Source organism: Shewanella loihica PV-4 (genome assembly GCF_000016065.1).
GTDB lineage: Bacteria > Pseudomonadota > Gammaproteobacteria > Enterobacterales > Shewanellaceae > Shewanella > Shewanella loihica.
On record NC_009092.1, the window covers coordinates 1943661 to 1961477 of the forward strand.

Below are 17817 nucleotides of genomic sequence, written 5' to 3' on the forward strand. Positions count from 1 at the left end.
TTGGGTGTATAACGTCTAGCGGCGTGTTGACCTGTTGAGTACGCTTGAAAGTCGTACTTTCATGGCAACCAAACGCCTGCCCAGCGGGGGGGGCTTTGTTTGCACTTTTGCTGTTGTAGCGTCTGGCGCTGTCGTCATTGGTATATGAGTTGAAGGTCGTACCGTCATGGCAACCTATCACCTGCGGTGGGCTTATGTGCAGATACGCCTGTGACACGCTGTGCGCCATCTGACCTCCATGGATGGAGGAAATGCCGAAAAATGTCGGGAACATTTTCGGCCCTGTTTCGGAAGGTCATCGGCGTATCTAAACTCGGTATCTAACGTCTCTTCGATTTGGCGGTATTGGTGTATTTAAGACGTGAAAGCTAACTGATTTTTGCCCCAAAGTGAGTTGTTGGTCAGCCAGTAAATCGCAAACTTACTACTCAACAATTTCTTATCTAAGTCCTGTTTGTGCGATTCACCACATGAAGTAGAAACTGGACAGATACACAGTCATATTTAAATTATGTGACTTTTGGGTGATTTTAAGCCTAAATCCGTGCGCGTTTTGCCGTTATTGATAATATAACTCCCTTTAAAATCAACTGATTGCAATCTTTGTCAAGTAGATAATAGGTTTGGAAAACGCGCATGCGCGTTTTTCCAGGTGGTATATTAAGTAAAATACTGATAAGTTCATTATATACAGATAGTTAACTGTGCGCGTTTTCACTGGTCCAACGAGGTAAACGCGCATGCGCACTAATAAAATGTTATAAATCAAAGAGAGGCTTATAGCATGGCCAGACCACGGGGAGCCGTGAATGTTGTTCCGTTTGTAGACCGGGATGAAATCTCAACGACGGAAGCGCAAGGCATAAGACATCTATCTCGCCAAGTAGAGCTTTGTGCGCAAGACCAATTTAATGCGCAATTGCGGCACCAGAAAAGCTATCTCAACTGGATTGACTCACGACACCAACAATTGCTAGATGCCAAGCGACAGCTAGACCCAGAAGGCCGAGGGCCTAAAGATGCTGTTTATAGAAAGTATCGTTGGTACGCATCCCAGCAATGCCTCCTAGAGGCGATAAACGCATTTGAGGTTTTCTTCAAAAGCTCGTTTGTTGGGCTGGCAAAATCGATTAGAAGATATGTTCCACCAGAAAAAATCAAAGGCAATGTTGATGCCAAAGTGCTTTGGGCTTCAAGAGGTTCGGCATCATTCACGGCACTTATATTTGAGCAGCAGCTATTCCATAATTTAGAGAACATTGACAATGTCACCAGCATGCTGATTGGCGCAAAGCGCTACAAGCCAAATGATCTAAATAGCCCGCTACGGAAACGAGTTGTGGCAATTCAGACTATTTTTCAAATTCGGCATACTTTATCTCATAATCAAGGAAACGTTACCCAAAGTGATAGAGCCAAGTTTGCTTCTTTCGGGTACGAAGCCGAACATTCAGAAGTGATCGATCCTAGCAAGGATCATTTTGGTGATGTTGTACTAGATTTATTGAAGCAGGAGAGTAAGGAATTTACCGAATGGCTTCTAAAAAGCACAGCAAAATACCTGCTGGATCGCCATCGAAATGGCGGCATAACTTTGAAGCTCAGGATAAAAAGCCGTATTGAGAAAAATATCGGATCACATCCAGACATAGATGCGTTGCCATGGAGTTGATTTATAACAAGCGCAGGCAATCCGACGGCTTTTCCGTTCCGCCTACGGCTACACTGCAATGCAGCGGTTGCTGCGAGCGTTATAAACCATGAATAAACTTAAGCATATCATCTCTAGTTTTCTTCTTTTTAGCGTAAGCACAAATGCTTGCCAAATTTTATCTTTCGAAGAGGAAATGGAGGACTATAAAGAAACAAAAGCTCTTGCAATAGAGCATGCTCAAAAGGCCGCTAGAGAGGCCGATACCATTTTGAAAGCACGGGTTGTAAATGTTACGGAAAGAGTAAATGACGAAAATCGCACAACTAAGTACTTTGATGTTGAACTTGATAACGTCGATGTACTTAAGGGAGCTTTTTTAGAAGGACAGCGCCTGTTTTGGAAAGAAAACCTAGAAACAATAACTATTGGATGCAGCCAGTCAATTTTTATCGATGCCATTGATTTAATGCCTAGCTATCCTTATCTCCTGTACATCAAAGATGGAGAAATAATCAGACAAAATGATATTGGCCCTTACTTTCCAACTTTAACCGGTGAAGAAGAAATAGAATTAATCGGAGTAAATGGCTTATAACAAGCTGCTCAAAGTGGACAACATTACGTTGGCTCGGTTTCGCTCCGTTTCACATTTTAGCCAACATAATTTTGCCTATTAGCAGGGCGTTAGAAGGTGACAGGAGATCACATTGGAATTTTGGAATGAATTTAAAAATAGTGTTGCCGTCGCATTACTTTTTTTGTTACTAGGCTTCATCGGTGGTGTTGGAGCTTACAAATATCTGTCTGATTTCTTTAACGCAGATGTGGTTCTAAAAGGCTCTTATGTTTATAAAACAGATATAGAAAAACAGTTCATTAGTGCTGAACTATACGAAAAAGCTCTTAAACGAATTGAGGGTCTAGAAACTAAAAACGCTGATTTAAAGTCCAACAATGATAGTCTTAGAGCTAGTGTATCTGAGTTTTCGAGATCGATTTGCCAAAGATATGCATCAGAGGCCAATTCTATTATCGATGAACAAAGAGAAGTAGAAGATAGCATACAAAATGCATTGTCTTTATTCATTTCATACAGTAAAAAAGATGAGGAGCGGCTTGCAGCTGATAAAGAAAAAGCGATTGAGTTAAGAAAATATTCGGCACAACTTAATGAGCAGCTTATTCAGGTCAGAGAAAAAATTTCTAAATGTGTAAAGTAGCTTCTAACAAAGCTGCGCCTATGCTAGCGGCGTTATAAATCAAAGCAAGACTGGGGGAACATGCAGACACAAACTGAAAGACTAGGAGTATCCAAGCTAGATCACTACTTTTCTTCTCATGGATGGCTTTTCAGAGAGCAAATGGTACATGATTATGGAATAGATGCTCATGTCGAGACTACAAACGAGAATTACCCTACGGGCCAGCTAATTGCGATACAGATAAAGTCTGGAATGAGCTTTTTCTCAGAAGAAAATGAAAACTCATATATTTTTAGAACAGAAGATAAACATATCGAATATTGGTCTAATCACACGCTCCCAGTAATTTTAGTTTTATACAACACTGATGATGACATTTTGTATTGGCAAGATGTAAATGAAGATACTGTTATATCCACTGGCAAAGGGTGGAAAATTGAAGTTCCTAAAACTCATGTTCTGGATGATCGAAGCCTAATAGCCTTTAGTAAACTTACTCAGCCCGAACCATATATACAGAAACTTAATAAGTTAAAACTAGATCGCTATTGGATGGAGAAGATAACCAAAGGCTATGAAGTTTTTGTAGAGTTTGATGACTGGATAAATAAGTCGCTGAGCAGGTACCAAATCAGACTTAGCTGTGAGGATGAAAGCCAGCATTGGCCAATGACCTATTGTCCAGGCATGTCGATTGAAGAGGCTCTCGAATTTTTCCTACCTTGGGCAGATTTTCGAATGGATATCGAGGCCCATCGTGAAGGCAGTATTGGGCAATGGGATGCCGAGTGCTATATGACTTACGACAAGGAAGAAGGAAGAGCAATACATGGTATGTCATTTGACGAATGGTACAACGAACCTGAGGGTATAGTTCCATATCAGGAAGACGGTGAAATAGCCTCTTACCGAATACAGTTAGAGCTAAACGAACTTGGTAGGTCATTCATGGAAATCGACGGCTTTCTATCCGAAAAAAGCAAATTCCAAGGGAAAACATTCACTACAGATGATTTGCAGTGGTAAAAATTTATAACAAAGCCAGCCAGAGGGACCCAAAAACCACCGCTTCGCTCTGGTTTTTCGGCCCCTGCTAGCGGCGTTAGCTGTACTGAAGGGGGAACGGGTTGCGATTTATATTCTGTATATTAGTAGTTTTAATCGTTCTCGCTGGGTGTACGAATCGACCTTATCAACAATTGCCAAGCGAATTGGTTGAAGATGAAAATGCTGACGGAATGCATATAGGGTACAAAGAAACTCTACTTAGTGACGAAAAGTGGTTGATTGAGTACCATGGTCTGGAATCTTGGAAGAATGAAGAACTTAGACATTACTTGATTAGAAGGGCTGGAGAACTGTGCTCGGGGGATTTTGCTCTTTCCAAATATAACGAGCTCTTTTCGGTAGTTGCTCACCGAAAACCGATACTCGTCAAGTACACTCAAGCAGAAGTTAAATGCAACTAGATGCGTATACAGCTAACAAACGCATTAACACTCGCTGCGCTCGCTGGGGACAAAAACACGTAGGCTCCCTCGCTTAGCTCGTTATTATAGTCTACGTATTTTTGCCCGTTATGCGGGCGTTAGGTTACTTGTGAGGCACTCTGCCAACCAAGAAGAGTTATGGACATAAAAAGCTATCGACTAAAAATTTCAGAAGCTAACTTTTTCTTGGAGTTGATAACTGCCCTTGAAAAGCGAGGAAACTCACTTACTCATCACGATAACCCTGATGAGGAGGCTTCTTTTTTGCTCAGTGCGGTACTCAACACCCTCTACTCTGCAACGGAAATGCTGGGTGGAAAACAAGAGCCTATGGTGAAAAAATTTCGAGAATCACATCCTCTATTTTACGCAGGCTCTGGTAAAGGAGGTTTGAGAAATACAACTGTTCATGTTACTCACGTGGAAGCTGCAAGTCTTGGTAGATTGCCACAAAAATCTCCTGGTTCAGTTCGATTAAATTTTGAGAGAACCCCAAAGTTGATTCAGGAGAAAGCAACGTCACAAGGTCGGCTTACCCTAAACTTCACCCCTATTTTCGTTGTTGAAATCGATGGTCAAGTTGAGAGAATTGTAGACCTTGTTTCGACGCAGATTTTCGAGCTTGGAAAACTTGTGCTGGACGTAACCTAACAAACGCATCAAGTCGCTCGCAAGCTCGCTGGGACATCAAAACTAATCGCCGCTACATTTTGCTCACCCCTTAACAGAGCGTTATACACCAAATGAATAATTTCGTTCCCGTCATCAGAAGTTTTGACTGTTCAGACTTTGATCCTATTGATAAATGGATATTTGAAGATCCAGCGGAAGTAGATTTCTGGTTAAATATTTCTGTTGGAGCAGAAGGAATGAAGGGAACCTATGACTTTCAGGTCCATGTGATAACACAAAAATCTCTGTCTCAATCGACCGATAAAGGCCATCTCCTTGTATTGCCTTATTATTCTTGGGATGAGACTTTAAAGGAATTAAATAAAGTTCTTTCCAATTGCGCTGACGTTAGTTGGGAAGGAATGTTTAGGCAAATTTCCAAACACTATGGTTGGGAATACGAATGGACGCATCGGTAAATGGTGTATAACAAGTTGCGTAAGTTTGCCCAAACAGCGGGCGGGACAAATACTCGCGGGGCTCGCATTTGCCCCTTCGTAAAGCGTTATCCCATAGAAATTTTTATCCGAAACTGACAGGTTAGAGTTAAGGCTTTAACTCGAAAATGTCCAAAAACAACTTAGGTTTAGGTGGGGAGTCACTAAGTTTTCATTCGATTCGGGTAAGCTGACGAGGTGTTTAACGCTGAACTATCTCATGTCATGTCGATTTTGATACGTTAGCGTCAGTCATCTGCCTAGTTTGGTGTGAGAATTGATTACTGTCGATGCAGATAAAAAAAAGCCGCGGCGGGCGCCGCGGCAATGACCTCATCCAGGGGCTTTTGCCCGGGACTTTCTTCCTTACCTCAATCGATATCTTAGAAGCTGTAACGTGCGCCAATGGAGTAACGGGCGGCGTTTTGCTGTGCTAGCAGCATCTGCTCCTCGTAACAGTTTGCAGACCTAGGCACTTATTAATCGTGTTCTTTTGGTGAGCGCCTCTTTTGGCCCACTTTCCTTTTTAGCGTCTTGACTGTTCTGTTTTTTATGTTGAACGAAGCGTTGTAAATGTTTAAACCGCTGGGCAGAATAACGGATTGCCTTTGGCGTAATGGAATGGGGGATGTGTGGCAAATTTGATGTTATTGGTGGCGGCAGCCATTTGGGGGCTTGGCTTTGTGGCGCAGCGCCTGGGGATGGATCATCTCGAGCCATTTGCCTTCAACGGCCTGCGCTTCGTAATAGGTGCGTTGAGTCTGCTGCCACTCATCTGGGTGATGCAACGTAAGGGCAGGTTAAAAGGCGTCTCCGATAAAGATATTTTACGCCGGGTCCTGATTGGCTCCCTCGCTTGTGGTGGCATCTTGTTTATCGCCGCTTCCTTTCAGCAGGTGGGCTTGCTGCACACCACGGCGGCCAACGCGGGTTTTATTACCGGGCTCTATATCGTGCTGGTGCCTGTGCTCGGCCTGCTGCTGAAACACAGCACGGGCACCAATACCTGGGTTGGCTGCGCCGTGGCGGCGGTAGGACTCTATTTCCTGAGTGTGGGCGATGATTTCAGCATCTCTTATGGCGATGGCTTACAGCTGATTGGCGCCATCTTTTGGGCCATGCATATCCTGGCGGTGGACCATTTCACCAATAGAGTGGCCCCAGTAGTGCTGGCCTGTGGTCAGTTCCTGGTATGTGCCCTGGCAAGCTTTGGGGTGTCGCTGGTGCTGGAAACCACCACTGTGGCGGGCGTTCAAGCGGCCTGGGCGGCGCTGGCCTACTCTGGGCTGGTCTCGGTCGGCGTAGCCTATACTCTGCAGGTGCTGGCGCAAAAGCACGCCCATCCGGCCCATGCTGCCATCATCTTGAGTCTGGAGACGGTGTTTGCTGCCATAGGTGGCATGATGTTTCTGGGGGAGAGTCTCTCGGGCCGGGCACTATTTGGCTGTGGCCTGATGCTGCTGGGCATGCTAATCAGCCAGTTGCCGCTGCGCTATCTGGTGAAATCCAGGCACGAAAAAGCGGCATGACTGCCGCTTTTTTCTTGAACTATTCTTACACTAACAACAATTACACTCTGACTAATCGACGATATCCAGTACCACGTCGTCACCTATGGTGTAGAGGGCCTGGGTGAGGCGCTGCTCGGCGGCCTCATCTTTCACACTCAGGCTGAAGTTGGCACGAAACAGGGCAACGCCCGTGTGGCTGGCGGTCTCATAATGGGTGGACAGTCGCTCGATGTTGGCGCCCAGCTCATTGATCTTGTTCGAGATGTCATGTACCAGGCCGGGTCTGTCGTAGGCCACCAGAGAGTAGCGACGTATAGTCTGCGGCGCCTGAGTCTTACGGGTTTTGGCGTAGGTGAGAGTGAGGCCTTCGATGCATTCCAGATTTTCCAGCAGTGTGTCCCAGTTGGCGGCGGGGACTTCCAGTAGCAAGATGGCGGCGAAGATGCCGTCGATGTGGCGCAGCTCAGAGTCGAGCCAGTTACCGCCGTGGCGGCTGACGCTGTGGGCTATCTGTTCGACCAATCCTGGTTTATCGGCGACTTGCAGGGTGACTAAATATCGTAACATTTCGCATAGGCTCCATCAGTTGGTTGAGTGCGGTATCGCCACGCACCCCGGACAGGGCGCGGTTGAATCAATTTCCGGCATTAACAATATGAAAAGCGGCTGAAAAAGTTTAACAAGCTCCTATAATGATGACATTTTCTGGCTGTAACATTAGTGTCATCTTTGCGTCATATAATCCCGACTGTCAGAAAAGGGCTTGCCTCGATTCACTATAGTTAACATAGCAGAAACGACAATCCCAGCGAAAACTCTACTGAACAAAAATTAACGAGGTTCTTAATGGAAACTCAGGTCATTCAACCTGGTTCTACTGCAACAGATTTGTTGATGGGCAAGGGCTCCAGCAAGCGAGCATTTAAGGATAAGCTCACCCAGATAGGGGTGACGATGGGCGGCACCATGGTCTTCGTGGCGCTCTTGCTGATCTTTTTCTACCTACTCTATGTTGTAAAGCCGATTTTCGATGGGGCAGATGTCACACCAGTGATAAATGTCGAACTGCAAGATGCCAAATCGCCAGCACTTATGGTGGGCAGCGACGAGCAAAACGAGATCCTCTACCGCGTGTCGCAGGATGGCGGGGTCAGCTTCTATAGCGCCCTAAGTGCCAGCCTGGTCAAGCAGGAGCAGATAAATGTACCGCAGGACGCCGAAATCGTCAGCAGCGTCGCCGGTGTACCGAGCGAGCAGCGCTTTGCCTTCGGCCTCTCTAACGGTCAGGTGATCATAGGCGGTGTTAACTTCGCCGTGACCTATCCCAATAATAAGCGTCTGATCACCCCAAGCCTGCGTTATCCGCTGGGCGCATCGCCGCTACAGGTATCTGAGTCGGGCACGCCACTTTATCAGCTGGCCTTCGCCTCGGCCTCTGACAAACTCAGCTTCGCCTATCATGATGCCAATGGTCGCTGGTTCCTGACCCGCCACAACGGTGAAGAGAACATGATGACCGAAGAGGTGGAGTGGGAAGCGACTACCAGTCAGATCCAGGAAGCGCCTGCTCAGGTCGATCAGCAGTTGATGACCCCAGATCAGCGCCAGCTGCTGCTGCGCTCTGGAAATCGCCTGTACGTCTACGATATCCGCTATGTGGATGAGATAGCCCTAAGTCAGGTGATTGAGCTTGAACGTGCCAAGACCAAGGTGACAGACGTTGCCCTGCTGGCCGGCGCCAGCTCGCTGCTGGTGAGCTATGACAATGGCCAAATCTTCCAGTATTTCCAGGTTAATGGCGACAAGGGTCGTCAGTACCAGGAGATCCGCGACTTTAAGAACAAGGCGGGCGTGAAGCGCATCGCTGGTGAGTTCTACCGTAAGAGCTTCGCCACAGTCAGCGAGTCTGGCGAGCTGGACCTGCTCTATACCACGAGTCAGCGCAAACTCTTCACCGAGACTTTCGATCTGGCCCACGCCACCCAGATGGGCTTTAGCCCACGTGCCAACGCCCTGGTGGTCGAGGCGGGTAACAAGCTGCATCTGTTTGCGGTGGAAAACAGCCACCCAGAGGTGTCTTGGAGCGCCATGTGGAGCAAGGTGTGGTACGAAGGTTACCCCGAGCCGCAATATGTGTGGCAGTCGACCTCAGGGTCGGATGACTTCGAAGCCAAGCTCAGTCTGATGCCGCTGGCCTTCGGCACCATGAAGGCTGCGCTGTACGCCATGTTATTCGCGACGCCTTTGGCCATTGCCGGCGCCGTCTATACCGCCTATTTCATGTCGCCAAAAGTGCGCGCCGTGGTGAAGCCGACCATCGAGATCATGGAAGCCTTGCCGACGGTTATTCTGGGCTTCCTGGCCGGTCTCTGGCTGGCACCGCTTATTGAGGATCACCTGCCGGGGATCATCATGTTGCTGGTGCTCCTGCCTATCAGTATTTTGTTGACGGCGCTGGGCTGGTACAAGTTGCCGGGTCGCTGGAAGCAGCGTCTGCCTGAGACATACCAAGAGCTGATGCTGATACCTGTTATCTGTTTCGTGGGCTGGTTTGCCTTCTATATCAGTCCGAGTATCGAAGTGGCCTTCTTCGGCGGCGATACCCGTTTGTTTATCACCAATGAGCTGGGGATCACCTTCGACCAACGTAACGCGCTGGTAGTGGGTATCGCCATGGGCTTTGCAGTTATCCCAACCATCTTCTCTATCGCCGAAGACGCCGTGTTCTCTGTACCGCGTCACCTGTCTAACGGCAGCCTGGCGCTGGGCGCAACTAACTGGCAGACCCTGACCCGCGTGGTACTACTTACCGCGAGCCCGGGGATCTTCTCTGCCGTCATGATGGGCCTTGGCCGCGCCGTGGGTGAGACCATGATCGTGCTTATGGCTACCGGTAACACTGCCATCATGGAGTGGAGCGTGTTCGAGGGGATGCGTACCCTGGCGGCTAACATCGCCGTGGAGATGCCTGAATCGGCTATCGGCAGCTCGCACTACCGCGTGCTGTTCCTGGCGGCCTTCGTACTGTTTATCTTCACCTTCCTGTTTAACACCATCGCCGAGGTGGTGAGACAGCGTCTGCGTGAACGCTACAGTTCACTCTAAGGGAGGCTGGCATGTTATCGATTTTTAATTTTTCGCCTGTGACGTTAAGAGGCCAATGTAATGGGTAAGTGGTTTAAGTCGGGCTCCCCCTGGATCTGGATGACAGGTGGCGCCGTGAGTATCAGTTTGATCGCCGTGTTGGGCTTGTTGCTGTTGATTGCCTGGCGAGGATTGAGCTACTTCTGGCCAGCAGATATCTACCAGTGGGAAGTGGTGGATCAGCATGGCAAGCGCTCAACCATTATTGGTGAGATCTACGATAAGGAAGAGGTGCCAACCGAGCGCCTGATCTCTGCCGGACACAAGTTTAGTGAAGACCCAGGTGAGCTGGTGACTCGCTACCTTATTAAGACGGGTAACCGTGAGTTCGTCGGCCTGGATTTTCGCTGGGTGCTGGAGACAGACATTCTGTCACGCACCATGCCAACCGATCTGGCAAAGCTTGAGCGTAGCAAGAACGGTGACTTCTTCGGCTATCCAATCGCCATCATAGAAGATGGTAAGCGCCTGGCGCTGGACGATGTGGAAGCCTCGTTTGAAGAGCATATCGAGCGCGCGGTAGCCCTGAGCGACAAGGCCACCACGCTGCAAAAGCGTGAGATTGGTGCCGTGAACTATGCGCTGGAAAACCTGCGTCTGAAAGAGCGTCGCTATGAGCTGGACAACGCCCTGACCGACAGCCGCAAGGCAGAGCTGGCGGCCGAGCGTGACAAGCTGCAAGCCGATTACAAGGTACTCGAAAAATCCTTCTTCGATCTGCGTGAAGAGGCGGGCCGTGATGCGGTGATCGTCCGTGACATGCGCGGCGAAGAGGTGACCCTTAAACTCGATAGTATCTTAGGTGTTACTTACTCTAACCGCCTTGGCATCATGGGTAAGATTGGCCACTGGTTTAGCGGCGTGGGTAACTTCGTTAGCGCCGATCCCCGCGAGGCCAACACTGAGGGTGGTGTCTTCCCGGCAATCTTCGGTACCGTCTTCATGGTGCTGCTGATGGCGGTGATTGTGACCCCATTTGGCGTGGTCGCGGCTATCTATCTGCATGAATATGCGAAGAAAGGCCCAATTACTAAGATGATCCGCATCGCGGTGATCAACCTTGCGGGTGTACCGTCAATCGTGTACGGCGTATTTGGTCTTGGCTTCTTCGTCTACATGCTGGGTGGCTCAATCGACCAACTCTTCTTCCCAGAAGCATTGCCGGCACCGACCTTTGGTTCGCCCGGGGTGATCTGGTCGGCGCTGACTCTGGCTATTTTGACCCTGCCTGTGGTGATCGTTTCGACCGAAGAGGGTCTGAGCCGTATTCCTAGCTCTGTCCGTCAAGGCAGCCTGGCACTGGGCGCGACTAAGGCAGAGACCCTGTGGCGCATCATCATCCCTATGGCGAGCCCGGCAATCATGACAGGTCTTATCCTGGCGGTTGCCCGCGCGGCCGGTGAGGTAGCGCCGCTGATGCTGGTGGGTGTGGTGAAGCTGGCACCGACCCTGCCGATCGATATGAACTTCCCCTTTGTGCACCTTGAGCGCAAGTTCATGCACCTAGGTTTCCATATTTATGATGTGGGCTTCCAGAGCCCCAACGTTGAGGCGGCGCGTCCCTTGGTTTACGCGACCTCCTTCCTGTTAGTGTCTGTGATCGTGAGTCTTAACCTGACCGCCATCGCCGTGCGTAACCACCTGCGTGAGAAGTATCGCTCGCTGGAACACTAACCTAAAACCCGAATTAATCGCGCCTGGGCTAGGCTAGGGCGCGAATAACCTTTATCCTGAAGTGATTAGGAACAGATATGATTTCGATAGATCAGTCGGTAATGAAAACAGAGACTTTAGACTTAAATAATTTAAGCAGCGAGCAGACCGCACTTGAGATCCGTAACTTAGATCTAAAATATGGCGACAAGCAGGCCCTGTTTGACGTGTCGATGAAGATCCCTAAGAAGAAGGTGACCGCCTTCATCGGCCCCAGTGGTTGTGGTAAGTCAACCTTGTTGCGCTGCATCAACCGCATGAACGACCTGGTGGATAACTGTAATATCGACGGTGAGATCTTGCTGCACGGCCAAAACATCTACGACAAGAAGGTAGATGTCGCCTCATTGCGCCGCAACGTCGGCATGGTGTTCCAGCGTCCAAACCCTTTCCCTAAGTCTATCTATGAGAACGTGGTTTACGGCCTGCGCCTGCAAGGCATTAACAACCGTCGTCAACTGGATGAAGCCGCCGAGCGCTCACTGCGCGGCGCCGCGATTTGGGATGAGGTGAAAGATCGTCTGCATGACAACGCCTTCGGCCTGTCTGGTGGTCAGCAACAGCGTCTGGTGATTGCCCGCGCCATAGCCATCGAACCCGAAGTCTTGCTGCTCGATGAGCCGACCTCAGCACTGGATCCTATCTCGACCCTGACCATCGAAGAGCTGATCACTGAGCTGAAGGCTAAGTATACCGTGGTGATCGTGACCCACAACATGCAACAAGCGGCGCGTGTGTCGGATCAGACCGCCTTCATGTACATGGGTGAGCTGGTGGAATATGCCGACACTAACACCATCTTCACTACGCCGAAGAAGAAAAAGACCGAAGATTATATCACGGGTCGTTACGGTTAATTGGGCCGCTGCCAACTGAATTGCAAGAATTGATAAGGTTGAATGTCAATGGAAAACATGAACTTAAATAAACATATCTCGGGTCAGTTCAATGCCGAGCTCGACGATATTCGTAACCGCGTATTGGCGATGGGTGGCCTGGTTGAGCGTCAACTGGAGCAGGCCCTGGACGCCCTGGGTAACCTGGATGCCGATCTGGCGCAGAAGGTGATTGACGGTGACCACAGCGTCAATGGTATGGAGGTCTCTATCGATGAGGAGTGTACCCGTATCATCGCCAAGCGTCAGCCTGCCGCCAGCGACTTACGTCTGATCATCGCCATCTCTAAGACGATTGCCGACCTTGAACGTATCGGCGATGCCTGCGTGAAGATCGCCGCCGCGGCGCTGGATAAGCGTCTCAAGAACCAGCAGCCTCTGTTGGTGAGCATAGAGCATATGGGCCGTCACGCGACCCGCACTCTGCACTCGACCCTGGATGCGCTGGCGCGTATGGACGCCGACGTGGCCATCGAGCTGCATAAAGAAGATAGCAAGCTAGATAGCGAATACGAGGGTATTATCCGCCAGCTGATGACCTACATGATGGAAGATCCTCGCTCTATCCCAGAAGTGCTCGACGTACTCTGGGCAGCGCGAGCGGTCGAGCGCGTGGGCGACAGATGCCAGAACATCTGCGAATACATCATCTACTATGTTAAGGGTAAGGACGTACGTCACACCTCTTATGAAGAGATGAAGCAGATCTAAGCTCAGCACTGAGTCTTCATTAAAGAAAAGCAGCCTAAGGGCTGCTTTTTTGTGTCCGTTATACTCTCAGAAATGTTCTCCATTGCCTGCTTAAGAAAAGCAAGTTGGACAAATTTGTGCTTTCAGAATGGGAAAGTTCTCTTAGATGATAATGGTGAATTTGGAATATTTATTACTGATATTGTGATGTAGATGGTGAATCGATTGTCGAATATTCTGTAATCTTCATTTTTGTCAGAGTTATTCCCATTTTTGATAGAGTGCTGTTTTAGAAATTGCTATTAAAGTTTGATGATTTATTACAAAATCTAGAATAATGAATTTAGATAACGTTTTATCTAACCAAATTTTTATATAGCTAAGTTAGCTATACGTTAGGGAATTTGTGAGAGTCATGGAAGTTTCTGAGTTATCCCCATTGATAGAATCTATAAACAGTTTGTCATATCGTTTTACCTTCATAGCCGGATTATTAACGGTTTTCTATCTAACATGGTGTGTTCGCCTTTTTATGAGTTGGTTTAGAGACGATGCTAGTGATCGCCCTCCAGAATTAATTGGGGCTGATCTACTGATCGAGCAAGCGAGATATGAACAGCTTTTTAAGAAGTGCCATCGATTGTTAAAGCGCCGCCCAAACAATGTTGAGGCTCACTGGTATATCGCTTTGTGCTATTACCACAAGTCTCGTTACGATAAGGCAAGGGAATATTTCCTTAAAACTAAAAAGGCAAATCCTCATTGGGCCGAAGGGGTAGATGTTTATTTGGGTTACATGGATAAGCTTGAAGAGGCCGATGTCGCTGTACAGCATTGATGCTTCCAGATTTGATTTTTTTAAAAATTATGAGTCTTGATTATGATTGCTAAATCACTTTTGATCGGTTTAATGTCTTTGGTACTCGCTTCATGTGGCGCAACTCCTAAGCAGGAGAGTGCACCAGTTCAGGTAAATGGTTCCTCAAATATCAACAGGCCAACCTTATTCTTAGCAACACCTGAATTTGCCGGAAACCTGGACGTCGACAAGGTGGCAAACGAATGTTTTATGCTTCAGACATTATCTGATTCAATACGGGCATCGGCAGAAACCTACCAGGCTAATATCCTTGTAGATAGATCGAGAAATAGTGAAATGCCCGATGAGTACATGCTCCGTGTTACCTATATCGATGTGACGCCACATCGCTGGGTATTATTTTCCCTAAGGCCAAGTTCTACCGCGACGCTAAAAGTCGACATTGTCAGGAATGGCGAGGTGGTCAGGTCGACTCAAAAGGCGATTGGCTCAGGGGTCGCATTAGGTGCATGTGATCGGCTAGAGAAAATAGCGGAAGCAGGTGGTCGATTTGTCGCTAAGTGGTCGACGCAACAAGACTACAATTAACGGTAATTGTCATTATTCAGCTTAAAGGATAGCAATGTCATTTGTGCTTTATCAGACGCGGTGAAGCAGATCTAAGCCCTGCATGTCATTATTCAGCTTAAAGGATAGCAATGTCATTTGTGCTTTATCAGACGCGGTGAAGCAGATCTAAGCCCTGCACTGAGTTTCAAGTTAAGAAAAGCAGCCTAAGGGCTGCTTTTTTGTGTCCGTTTTTGGATCAATTGTCTTACTTGGTTGCTAACTGCTTGATGCGTTTTACTATTTGCGCTAGTGTCCTTAGCCAGAACGGGTATCGAACGAGAGAATGGCGCCGATGAATAGAGCGAAAGGCGTTTAGGCGGTTATGGCATGGACCTGTCCTCAATGCGGCTGGAAAGATAAACCCAGTCAGCACAAATATTATGCGTCGAAAGGCTTGGCTCGGCCCTGCTGTGAAGTGTGCAATCCCTCATTTAAGCAGAGACTTCCGGGCCTAAGGCGAGACCTTATTATTGGCTCATTTTCAAATACCTATATGGGCTATGGCCCCTTGGCCTCCTTGCCCTATATTCCCCTGGTGATGCTGTTGCCGGTCACTGTTCTCTTTTGGGTTCACGGGACTGTGGCCATAGTGTTAAGCCTGCTGCTATTTATCACAGGATGGCTTAGCAATGCTTATATCGCCACTAAGGTTGGGGAACTGGTTCGCCATCGCCTGCAGCGAGGTAGGTCGATTTATGGCCTTGTGCTTGGCTATTACGCGCCACTGTTTCTGATGCTGGTGCTGGTGCTGGTAGCGGCGCTGATATTGGCGCCATTTTTTATTTAACAGGGAGATGTTATGGATATATACGATATTTTTCAAAACTTCAGAATCAACGATTTAGCAAGGGAAGCGGGGCAGGCTAAGTCTCACGCCAGAGCCAATGAGGTAAGCTTGCAGGGCCTTCAAGATCAGATAGATCACCTCTCCATGGTGTGCCTTGCCATGTCTGAGTTACTGGAAGAGATAGGCTTTAACAAGGAGATGCTGGTTGCCAAGATCCAGGAGATCGATCTGCGCGATGGCAAGCTCGATGGAAAATTTACGCCGGCCATTCATTGCTCAGGTTGTGGTAGAAAACTGGCGCCGCGTCATGTTACCTGTCTCTATTGCGGCGCCAAGGTGAAGAGTGACTCGGTGGTGCAATCACAACATGGTCGCTAATTTTTTATTGAGAACAAACGTCTTGGAAAGCTTAGACGATGCGCTAGCAACTTAAGCGCTATCAAATTAGGCGTTAGCGAGGAGAGAACACGATGAAACGAGTCGGTAACACCGAGATTTTACCTGTGCACAAGGCGAGCTGTCATTGCGGCGCGGTGGAGTTGGCCTTGAGTCTACCCAATGGCATACAGAAACCCAGGCGCTGTGATTGCTCTATCTGCCGCCGCAAGGGGGCTATCGTAGTCTCGGTGACGCTAGACGGATTAAGCGTCGTTAAGGGGCAAGAGCAGCTTAAGCTGTACCAGTTTAATACCCATACCGCGAAGCATTATTTCTGCGGGATTTGCGGCATCTATACCCATCATCAGCGCCGCTCTAACCCGAATGAGTATGGTGTTAATTTGGGATGTCTCGAAGGCGTGAATCCTTATGATATCGGCGAGGTGGTTACTAGTGACGGGGTTAACCATCCTGCCGATAACTAGCCGACTCTGGAAGCTAGCCGGCGCTGTCAAGGTCTCCTTATCCTGCAGTGGCCTCGCCTCGATTATCTAGGCCGTTCCCAGAGCAGGTATCTCATTGGGGCCTAGTTTGTTGATGAGTTCCATTATTTTTCAGTTAGTTAGCTTTCAATCTTTCTAGGTGAGATCTACACTAGGGCGTCTCTAATTTGGCAGGCAATATTTAGCGGGTTATGTCTAGCTGGCAATGTCTGGCTGGCTCAGTTATGACTGTGGATACTTTGCGCCTGCGACCGAATATCGATTTATGAGAGGGATTTTGAGTGCTTGGGATATTAAAAAAGGGCGAAGGCAATAAGATGAGGGCGGGCCTTGGCCTATTGATTTTGTTGCTCTTGGGGTTAACCCTTGCCAAGGGGGGGTATCTGTATCTCAAGGATATTGCCCTGACCAAACCGTTTTTTACTTTTACCAACCCCGCGTGGGGGCTCTGGCTGATCTTGGTATTGGGTGTCCGCCCCAGTGTGAATCTGCTGGTGAGTGTGATAATGCTCTTTTCCCTGCCACTCTATGCGGCGTGTTTGCTCTTTGTTGGTTATTGGCCGGTTGTCACCTATCTCATAGGTGGTCAGGTGCCCAGCCTGTTAGAGCTGAGTAATTGGTTGTTAAGCATAGCTTATGGCCCATTCGCGGCGCAGATGGACTTTTTTACCATTGCCAATCGCTTGGCTCAGTTTTCCGATCTGCGTTATTTCATCATGCTGGTTACTCTCTCTGGTGGTCTGGCGATGGCGGTTATCTTACCTATGGCGCATCTACCTATTGCCGGGGGAGTCGCTAATCGGCGGGGGCTAGATCTCGATGCTGGAGCTGAAACACCCATTTGGCTTAGCCTACTCGGGCGACTCCTATTGGGGATTCTTTTTTACAATGTCGCCTATCCCTTGTTGGCCTTTGCCAGCATCTTGCCCCTTGGGCTTAACTATCTTGCGGTATGGACGGTGCTGTTGATGCCTATTTTAGGTTTTGGGCTGGCGTTGATTAATTGGCATCGGCCACATGATGAGAAGTTGGGCGCCGGGTTAATTCGTTACTTTTCCCTCGCGCTGTTGGCGTTGCTGGCAGGTTATATCTGGCATAATTTCGACGATCTATTTGGGGCGCTTCTTAAGGTTACACAAGGTGATCTGATCCAGGCGCTGGTATTTCTATTTCTGTTATCCGGCTTATTTGTTCTATTTATGCTGGCGAGCCTGGTAAGAGCATGCGAGGGTAGCAAGCGTTAGTGGAGGGCTAACCTTGCAAGGTTAGCGCGAGACTATCTTGTGACGCGTTAGTTGATTTGTCTCTCTT

Annotated in this window: 18 protein-coding genes; 17 read left to right on the plus strand and 1 reads right to left on the minus strand. The window is 48.4% G+C overall.

The window, feature by feature from the left end; genetic code table 11:
* The first annotated feature begins 784 nt into the window (after positions 1 to 784).
* From SHEW_RS20825 to SHEW_RS08790, 7 genes are all read left to right on the plus strand, one after another.
* Positions 785 to 1672 (plus strand): hypothetical protein, encoded by an 888-nt coding sequence (locus tag SHEW_RS20825; protein ID WP_011865489.1) that lies wholly within the window; start codon positions 785 to 787, stop codon positions 1670 to 1672.
* Positions 1673 to 1760: 88 nt separating this feature from the next.
* Positions 1761 to 2249: a hypothetical protein gene (locus SHEW_RS08760; RefSeq protein WP_011865490.1), complete on the plus strand. Its 489-nt coding sequence runs from the start codon at positions 1761 to 1763 to the stop codon at positions 2247 to 2249.
* Positions 2250 to 2361: 112 nt separating this feature from the next.
* Entirely contained in the window at positions 2362 to 2874 is a 513-nt protein-coding gene (locus SHEW_RS08765) for a hypothetical protein (RefSeq protein WP_011865491.1), read from the plus strand.
* A gap of 60 nt (positions 2875 to 2934) precedes the next feature.
* Positions 2935 to 3882, plus strand: coding sequence for a DUF4365 domain-containing protein (locus SHEW_RS08770; RefSeq protein WP_011865492.1), 948 nt, complete (start codon positions 2935 to 2937; stop codon positions 3880 to 3882).
* 602 nt (positions 3883 to 4484) lie between these two features.
* A complete protein-coding gene (locus SHEW_RS08780) occupies positions 4485 to 4997 on the plus strand; it encodes a hypothetical protein (RefSeq protein WP_011865493.1) in 513 nt (170 codons plus the stop codon).
* 92 nt (positions 4998 to 5089) lie between these two features.
* On the plus strand, positions 5090 to 5437 hold the full coding sequence (locus tag SHEW_RS08785) for an Imm8 family immunity protein (protein ID WP_011865494.1): 348 nt from the start codon (positions 5090 to 5092) through the stop codon (positions 5435 to 5437).
* Between the two features lie 662 nt (positions 5438 to 6099).
* Complete coding sequence (locus SHEW_RS08790) at positions 6100 to 6984, plus strand: DMT family transporter (protein ID WP_041406605.1); 885 nt, start codon at positions 6100 to 6102, stop codon at positions 6982 to 6984.
* A gap of 51 nt (positions 6985 to 7035) precedes the next feature.
* On the opposite strand, the gene SHEW_RS08795 is transcribed toward SHEW_RS08790, so the two are convergent.
* The gene (locus SHEW_RS08795; RefSeq protein WP_011865496.1) at positions 7036 to 7533 is read right to left on the minus strand and encodes a glycine cleavage system transcriptional repressor; all 498 of its coding nucleotides are present in this window, start codon (positions 7531 to 7533) and stop codon (positions 7036 to 7038) included.
* A 279-nt stretch (positions 7534 to 7812) separates the two neighbouring features.
* Here SHEW_RS08795 and SHEW_RS08800 point away from each other — a divergent pair, with 279 nt between their 5' ends.
* The 10 genes from SHEW_RS08800 to SHEW_RS08845 all read left to right on the plus strand — a co-directional run bounded on the left by SHEW_RS08800 (position 7813) and on the right by SHEW_RS08845 (position 17750).
* Positions 7813 to 10071 carry an ABC transporter permease subunit gene (locus tag SHEW_RS08800; protein WP_011865497.1) on the plus strand — a complete coding sequence of 753 codons (2259 nt, stop codon included), beginning with the start codon at positions 7813 to 7815 and terminating at the stop codon, positions 10069 to 10071.
* Positions 10072 to 10131: 60 nt separating this feature from the next.
* Positions 10132 to 11784: a phosphate ABC transporter permease PstA gene (pstA, locus tag SHEW_RS08805; protein WP_011865498.1), complete on the plus strand. Its 1653-nt coding sequence runs from the start codon at positions 10132 to 10134 to the stop codon at positions 11782 to 11784.
* Between the two features lie 77 nt (positions 11785 to 11861).
* Positions 11862 to 12680 carry a phosphate ABC transporter ATP-binding protein PstB gene (pstB, locus tag SHEW_RS08810; RefSeq protein WP_011865499.1) on the plus strand — a complete coding sequence of 273 codons (819 nt, stop codon included), beginning with the start codon at positions 11862 to 11864 and terminating at the stop codon, positions 12678 to 12680.
* Between the two features lie 48 nt (positions 12681 to 12728).
* The gene (phoU, locus tag SHEW_RS08815; RefSeq protein WP_011865500.1) at positions 12729 to 13430 is read left to right on the plus strand and encodes a phosphate signaling complex protein PhoU; all 702 of its coding nucleotides are present in this window, start codon (positions 12729 to 12731) and stop codon (positions 13428 to 13430) included.
* A gap of 394 nt (positions 13431 to 13824) precedes the next feature.
* Complete coding sequence (locus SHEW_RS08820; protein WP_150099956.1) at positions 13825 to 14247, plus strand: tetratricopeptide repeat protein; 423 nt, start codon at positions 13825 to 13827, stop codon at positions 14245 to 14247.
* Positions 14248 to 14289: 42 nt separating this feature from the next.
* Positions 14290 to 14817, plus strand: coding sequence for a hypothetical protein (locus tag SHEW_RS08825; RefSeq protein ID WP_011865502.1), 528 nt, complete (start codon positions 14290 to 14292; stop codon positions 14815 to 14817).
* Positions 14818 to 15160: 343 nt separating this feature from the next.
* Positions 15161 to 15625 carry a hypothetical protein gene (locus SHEW_RS08830; protein WP_011865503.1) on the plus strand — a complete coding sequence of 155 codons (465 nt, stop codon included), beginning with the start codon at positions 15161 to 15163 and terminating at the stop codon, positions 15623 to 15625.
* A gap of 12 nt (positions 15626 to 15637) precedes the next feature.
* Positions 15638 to 16003, plus strand: coding sequence for a hypothetical protein (locus tag SHEW_RS08835; RefSeq protein WP_011865504.1), 366 nt, complete (start codon positions 15638 to 15640; stop codon positions 16001 to 16003).
* 92 nt (positions 16004 to 16095) lie between these two features.
* The gene (locus tag SHEW_RS20375) at positions 16096 to 16488 is read left to right on the plus strand and encodes a GFA family protein (RefSeq protein WP_011865505.1); all 393 of its coding nucleotides are present in this window, start codon (positions 16096 to 16098) and stop codon (positions 16486 to 16488) included.
* A gap of 299 nt (positions 16489 to 16787) precedes the next feature.
* Complete coding sequence (locus tag SHEW_RS08845; protein ID WP_150099957.1) at positions 16788 to 17750, plus strand: hypothetical protein; 963 nt, start codon at positions 16788 to 16790, stop codon at positions 17748 to 17750.
* Positions 17751 to 17817 lie beyond the last annotated feature (67 nt).

What these genes read in the sequence shown, in the direction of transcription:
- SHEW_RS20825 (WP_011865489.1), top strand. Translation starts at nt 785, where the DNA reads ATGGCCAGACCACGGGGAGCCGTGAATGTTGTTCCGTTTGTAGACCGG.
- SHEW_RS08760 (WP_011865490.1), top strand. Translation starts at nt 1,761, where the DNA reads ATGAATAAACTTAAGCATATCATCTCTAGTTTTCTTCTTTTTAGCGTA.
- SHEW_RS08770 (WP_011865492.1), top strand. Translation starts at nt 2,935, where the DNA reads ATGCAGACACAAACTGAAAGACTAGGAGTATCCAAGCTAGATCACTAC.
- SHEW_RS08780 (WP_011865493.1), top strand. Translation starts at nt 4,485, where the DNA reads ATGGACATAAAAAGCTATCGACTAAAAATTTCAGAAGCTAACTTTTTC.
- SHEW_RS08785 (WP_011865494.1), top strand. Translation starts at nt 5,090, where the DNA reads ATGAATAATTTCGTTCCCGTCATCAGAAGTTTTGACTGTTCAGACTTT.
- SHEW_RS08790 (WP_041406605.1), top strand. Translation starts at nt 6,100, where the DNA reads ATGTTATTGGTGGCGGCAGCCATTTGGGGGCTTGGCTTTGTGGCGCAG.
- SHEW_RS08795 (WP_011865496.1), bottom strand. Translation starts at nt 7,533, where the DNA reads ATGTTACGATATTTAGTCACCCTGCAAGTCGCCGATAAACCAGGATTG.
- SHEW_RS08800 (WP_011865497.1), top strand. Translation starts at nt 7,813, where the DNA reads ATGGAAACTCAGGTCATTCAACCTGGTTCTACTGCAACAGATTTGTTG.
- pstA (WP_011865498.1), top strand. Translation starts at nt 10,132, where the DNA reads ATGGGTAAGTGGTTTAAGTCGGGCTCCCCCTGGATCTGGATGACAGGT.
- pstB (WP_011865499.1), top strand. Translation starts at nt 11,862, where the DNA reads ATGATTTCGATAGATCAGTCGGTAATGAAAACAGAGACTTTAGACTTA.
- phoU (WP_011865500.1), top strand. Translation starts at nt 12,729, where the DNA reads ATGGAAAACATGAACTTAAATAAACATATCTCGGGTCAGTTCAATGCC.
- SHEW_RS08820 (WP_150099956.1), top strand. Translation starts at nt 13,825, where the DNA reads ATGGAAGTTTCTGAGTTATCCCCATTGATAGAATCTATAAACAGTTTG.
- SHEW_RS08825 (WP_011865502.1), top strand. Translation starts at nt 14,290, where the DNA reads ATGATTGCTAAATCACTTTTGATCGGTTTAATGTCTTTGGTACTCGCT.
- SHEW_RS08830 (WP_011865503.1), top strand. Translation starts at nt 15,161, where the DNA reads ATGGCATGGACCTGTCCTCAATGCGGCTGGAAAGATAAACCCAGTCAG.
- SHEW_RS08835 (WP_011865504.1), top strand. Translation starts at nt 15,638, where the DNA reads ATGGATATATACGATATTTTTCAAAACTTCAGAATCAACGATTTAGCA.
- SHEW_RS20375 (WP_011865505.1), top strand. Translation starts at nt 16,096, where the DNA reads ATGAAACGAGTCGGTAACACCGAGATTTTACCTGTGCACAAGGCGAGC.